We start from the raw sequence: 5,047 nt of genomic DNA, 5'->3' as shown, positions 1-5,047 counted from the left end.
CCGTTTTTTCCTTATCTGCGATGCTTGCAAAGAACAAAGGACAGCCCCCAATCAAAAGGACTGTCCTATTTTTATAAAACCTTATACTATGGAGTAAACAAGAGCAGATACTCCATTTTTCTTCTTCGCTCGATGGAAGGCACTATCTTTCCGTTCCACCTTTTGAAGTCCACATAATCACGATAGATGTTTCTGTTGCCACTTCGCATCTTGGCATACATCCGGCTTTTCATCACCTTTCCACACCCCACATTGTAGGCAAGTGTAGCCAAGAGCAGCGAGTCACGACCGAAGCCACGGAACATGGCGCACAGCTTTCTGAGGTCAGAGCGCAGCAAGGCATCGGCTTGCCGTTCCGTCATTCTTGGAGAAAACTTCTCGCCAGGCAACAGCTTGTGCCCATATCCGACATAAGGATGGTGCTTCGGTCCGTGCAGACCCTCGTACTTCTTGATGCAGGCGACAGCCAACTCAAAACGTGACACATGACAAACTCGCTTTATCGCCCCTTGCGTCTGGGCAGACAAGCTGCCCGACACAAGAAGCAAGGCTAACAATATCATCAACCTCATACGCTACCGAGTTTGTTGGCACTTATCGCAAACTCTTCCTCCTCATCAGTATCGTTGAAACTGAACTCCATTTCGTATGACTTGCCGAAGTTGTCCTCTACCACCACTGTCAGCGTCTGTGTCTCCGTGCTTGCCGAGGTATAGTAAAGACGGAACTTCTCGTTCTCCAACAGATAGCGGTCGTTTGGTTGGAACACCGTTCCGTTCTCCATTCTCAGCGAACCTTTTCCGTCATGCTGAAAATAGCGGATGGTATAGATGGTGCCGTCAAACTTTCCCTCCGCCTTCAACTCGCAGCGGATTTCAACGGTCTGTCCACGCACAAGGTCCTTTGGCACAGGCATCGTCTCCACCTTGAACGGATACGACTGCTGAATGTCCAGCTCATCGCTGCACGATGAAAGGATTACCGACACGGCACACACGAAAAGGAATGCCAACACGCTCACTGATTTCTTGATTTTATTGTTCTTCTTCATTGTCTTGATGTTTTTGAATGATTGTTACTTTCTTGTCTTATGGCTCATCAGGTACTCGTTCAAGTCCTTGTAACCTGTGTATAGATGCGAATGGTCAATGACCTTATCGCCATATCGCTTTTGCAGTTCGACACAGGCATTCTCGCCTGCCTCGTCATTGTCCAAGTGACAGTACACTTGTGCATAGCCATCTAAAAGATGATGCACCTTTTGCATATTAGCCACCGAGTTGAGGATAATATGATCCTCACCACGACCAATACCGAGAATTACGGCAGAGAGGAAATCCATAAAACCCTCGTACAGATGGCAGACGTTGCAGTTCCTGCCAATGAGAGTGATGTCCTTTGGCGACACGCAACCTTTGAAGAAGCGGTTGCGTATCTCGTAGCCATCGCTGTTGTTCTTGAAACCGACAGCAAAGAACTGTTTGCCATTGTATCGGTATTCCACCTGACAGCAGAAACGGCTCGCCACGTCAGCCGATATGCCACGCTCACGCAAGTACTGTCTGAGAGCAGGATGACTCAAAGGCTTTTCCACAATATCACTAAAGTGATTGCCTTTTGCCTTCACAGCCTTTTCCGCTATCCTTTGATAATGCGGAAACGATGTCGGGAAACTGCCACCAAGCGTTTCAGATATGAACTTGGCTTGCGCCACAAACTCATTGCTGTTGATGAGCTCCCCTGCGAGGTTGAAGATGTCACCACCTCTGGCGATGCCATAGTCATACCAGACATTCTTGTCCGTTGATACCCGAAACGAAGGATTGCGGTCGTTGCGGTATGGCGCATGATACCAAAGTCCCGAAGCCTTGTACTTGACAGGCTCAATGCCGAGAACATAGAGAAAGTCCACAATAGGCACTTGTTTGATTTCATTGATGTCCATAGGCTCACTGTTTTAGTTGATGATGAACTTCATGCCGATGCCAAACTGCGTGTGGAAATGTCCCGTGCTGTTGCCCCAAACAAGCCTTTCCTTAACGGAAGCGGTCAAAGCTATTGCATCCGACAGGTATATTTCCGTTTCCAATGCCACGGCACCGCCATAGATAAACGCTCCCTTGTTCTGCAAGGTCGCTCCGTCTGACATGGTTCTCTTGCCCCAGTTTACGGACTCATAGCCAGCCAGTGCCGTACCTCCGATATAGAACAGCACCGTCTTGCTGTTGTCGGAAAGGAAGTTGTAGGAATAACCGAACTCGCCCGTCATTTGTGCTATTGGAACGGAAGTTTCACGGTAAGGCTGATGTACTTGCAGATATTCCGCCCCATACGTCCACTTGTCACCACCCTTGGTATAGCTCGAAAGTCCGAGACCTGCATAATAGCCAGCCTTGCAGGACTTCTTGCCGTTATATACACCGTCAGCAATGCCGACCTTCACCTCGATGCCTTTCATCTGAGGAAGGCATCGTTGGGCGAATGCCTGCCCTGCGGTGAGGGCAAGCATCGCCATGATTGCAATGTTTCTTCTTTTCATCCGTTACTTCACGCTAAGTTCGTTGATTGTCAAAGCTCGCACCAAGTCGCTGTTCTCCACGACAAACGACTGATGGCGACCGCCTTCCTTCTCATTCATCTCCACGACAAGTTCCTTGTCGTCTGGAATGGTAAATTTCGGCAAACAGAACACCGTCTGCTCCGTTTTCTTGCCAGCCACACGCACCACATAGTTGTAGGCACGGACAGGAAGAAGCACCTGCTCCTGAATGGCGGTTCGCTTCGCCACCTTCTTGTCCACCACCTTGAACGTGATATAGTCCACGTCAAACGGCACGTTGCTCTGGTTCTTGATTTCTGTGTGGAAATACAGCAAGTCGCTGTGTACATAGATGCCCTTCAAAAGGTACTGGATTCCGAAACGCTTGCTGCCGATGTGCTTCACCTTGCGTTTGTTCTCCTTGTGGATGGACTTCATGATGAGGTGTACCAGCATGGGACTTTCCTTGCCCAACTCCTTGAGATAAATCTCCTGCGCATTGTTCGGGCGGTTCACCGCCTCACCGTCATGGATGAAGTCAGCCATCTCGATATTGAGCATGAGCGGTTCCTTGGCATACTTCACATTGAATGTGTAGAATGAGCCATCCTCCGTGATGACGCTCATATTGGTCTCCTTTTTGAAGTTCTTCACGGCTGCTTTTACACGGATAACATTCTCCGCACCGTCCGCCTTGCCAGCTATCAAATCCTCTGAACCCAAGTCAACGTACTTGACAGAGGCAGGAAAGAGAATATGAACCGTCTTGTCATAAGTCACTTCCAAACCATGAGGTGGAATCATGCGGTCGAAGGTCAGCTTCTTGGTCAAGCCGTGATAGAGGTTGCTGTTCTCTTCCTTCTGCGGATACACCTCCTTGGTCAAGGTCAGTCTCTCTTCCTGGTCGGAAGAAACATTGCTTACTTGCTCAGTCTTTACAGACTTCTGCGCTTTTTTCTTGCCTGTCTTCTGCGCTGATGCAGTGCAGGCTACGCCCAGCATAATGGCGAACATGATTGTTGTCTTCTTCATTTTGGTTTGCTTTTAATTAAACTTTTGGATTAAGTGGTATAAATGTTGTTGCCTTTCGGCTAATCTTCCTCTTGGTAGAGCATGACCCTGTAGCCAGCCTTCAGGTGTATCTTGACGGTACGCATCTTCTTGGAGATATACTGCGACACGCCTTGTATGACACCTTTTCCCAAGTCGGAGGCAAGTTGGGCACCGGCATTGGAGGAAATGTTGATGCTGCTGTTCAGCGAGCTTCCCATGTTGGCACCGACTTCCTTGGCTGCGTCAACCTCCATCGACTTCGGGATGAAGATGCCCTCCTGACCGTCATTGTCATAGACGGCAAGCTCAATCGGGATAATCATGCCGTTGTGCTCAATGGACTTCAAGGCTATGGAAAGCCTTTCGCCTTGCAATCGTGCCACTCCGACAATGACAGAATTTCGTGGTATCTCCCTATTGCCGACACGCATAGATTCCAACAATCTCAACCTTACTGCCTGTCCGTCCGTTATGGTCTGGTTGCCGTGGATGCAGGCAGAAATCGTGTTTTTGTCGGAAACACCACCTCTTCCGATGGCGGTATTGAACCTTGCCGAAGCCTTTTCCGAGTAAGAGGCGACAAACTCCCCGTTACTCATGGGGCGGTTCAAGGACGAGACTACACGCCTTTGAACTTGCCTTACAGGTGTAATCTTGGCTTTCTTGCCCTTGGTGACAGCTTCCTTGTTTTCCTCTGTTGCAGTTTCTGCTGATGAAGGACTTGCTGCATTGGCATTTCCACCAGGCATGTACTTTGCCGCAAGTTGATAGGACTTCTCCATAAGGGCAACTTGCTCGTCCATATTGGAACGCTTGTTTTCCTGCTGCATCATGCTTGCCTCCAGCTCGTCAAGACGTTTCCTCAACTCAGCATCTTCGCTGCGTCCTCCTTGTTGTGGCTGTTCATAGAAACCGCCCAAGGTCGTGTTCAAGGTTTGGTATGCCTCGGCAGACGAGCGGATGGCATCCGCCTCCTGTCTTTCCGCTTTTGTTGGCTGCTGCCCAGACTGCATCAGGTCAAAGTCCTTTTCTTGCCGTGTAGCAGTCGAATCAATGCCTGGCATGTACTCACCAAGAGAGTTCATTGCTCTGCTTTTTTCCTTTTGCTTGTTGGCAAGATCCTCCTTGGAGTATGCCTTGCGCTTGTCTGCCTCCACATCTGTCTTCTCCGCATCGGGCATTTCCATGTTGAATCCCTTGCTGCCTTTCTCACCCTCTGATGCCGACGGCTTGAAGATGAGCCATAACACCAATGCGCAGACGAGACACATGCACGGTATGGCAATCATCTTGTTGCGCTTGATACGCTGTTCCTCTGTCAAAGGCTTCTTTTCCTTTGGAGCCTTATCCGGCTCCACCTTGTCATTCTTCTCCTTCTCCATGTATCAATTCATTTTGGTTGGTCACTTGCTGCCCCTTGTCGGTAGGCAACTTTACACTCTCAATATGCTCAAC

Annotated in this window: 6 protein-coding genes; all 6 read right to left on the bottom strand. The window is 49.2% G+C overall.

Features of this window, described 5'->3' with window-relative positions; all coding sequences use genetic code 11:
* Positions 1 to 86 precede the first annotated feature (86 nt).
* Genes DW657_RS16555 through traM form a run of 6 tightly spaced genes read right to left on the bottom strand, consistent with a single transcriptional unit; the run spans position 87 to position 4,974 of the window.
* Positions 87 to 572, bottom strand: coding sequence for a lysozyme (locus DW657_RS16555; protein ID WP_117587572.1), 486 nt, complete (start codon positions 570 to 572; stop codon positions 87 to 89).
* A complete protein-coding gene (locus DW657_RS16550) occupies positions 569 to 1,060 on the bottom strand; it encodes a DUF3872 domain-containing protein (RefSeq protein WP_369973485.1) in 492 nt (163 codons plus the stop codon). The genes DW657_RS16555 and DW657_RS16550 overlap by 4 nt, the downstream gene beginning before the upstream one ends.
* 15 nt (positions 1,061 to 1,075) lie before the next feature.
* The gene (locus DW657_RS16545) at positions 1,076 to 1,945 is read right to left on the bottom strand and encodes a toprim domain-containing protein (protein ID WP_117587570.1); all 870 of its coding nucleotides are present in this window, start codon (positions 1,943 to 1,945) and stop codon (positions 1,076 to 1,078) included.
* Positions 1,946 to 1,957: 12 nt separating this feature from the next.
* The gene (locus DW657_RS16540; RefSeq protein ID WP_117587569.1) at positions 1,958 to 2,539 is read right to left on the bottom strand and encodes a conjugal transfer protein TraO; all 582 of its coding nucleotides are present in this window, start codon (positions 2,537 to 2,539) and stop codon (positions 1,958 to 1,960) included.
* A 3-nt stretch (positions 2,540 to 2,542) separates the two neighbouring features.
* Complete coding sequence (traN, locus tag DW657_RS16535; RefSeq protein WP_117587568.1) at positions 2,543 to 3,571, bottom strand: conjugative transposon protein TraN; 1,029 nt, start codon at positions 3,569 to 3,571, stop codon at positions 2,543 to 2,545.
* Positions 3,572 to 3,630: 59 nt separating this feature from the next.
* Entirely contained in the window at positions 3,631 to 4,974 is a 1,344-nt protein-coding gene (gene traM, locus DW657_RS16530; RefSeq protein WP_118313476.1) for a conjugative transposon protein TraM, read from the bottom strand.
* Positions 4,975 to 5,047 lie beyond the last annotated feature (73 nt).

The organism is Prevotella sp. AM23-5 (assembly GCF_003473645.1).
GTDB classification, from domain to species: Bacteria; Bacteroidota; Bacteroidia; order Bacteroidales; family Bacteroidaceae; genus Prevotella; species Prevotella copri_A.
This window is presented reverse-complemented; position numbering and strand designations above follow the sequence as displayed.

Excerpts from the sequence above, each read along its gene's own strand:
- traM (WP_118313476.1), bottom strand. The coding sequence starts at position 4,974 with ATGGAGAAGGAGAAGAATGACAAGGTGGAGCCGGATAAGGCTCCAAAG.
- traN (WP_117587568.1), bottom strand. The coding sequence starts at position 3,571 with ATGAAGAAGACAACAATCATGTTCGCCATTATGCTGGGCGTAGCCTGC.
- DW657_RS16545 (WP_117587570.1), bottom strand. The coding sequence starts at position 1,945 with ATGGACATCAATGAAATCAAACAAGTGCCTATTGTGGACTTTCTCTAT.
- DW657_RS16540 (WP_117587569.1), bottom strand. The coding sequence starts at position 2,539 with ATGAAAAGAAGAAACATTGCAATCATGGCGATGCTTGCCCTCACCGCA.
- DW657_RS16555 (WP_117587572.1), bottom strand. The coding sequence starts at position 572 with ATGAGGTTGATGATATTGTTAGCCTTGCTTCTTGTGTCGGGCAGCTTG.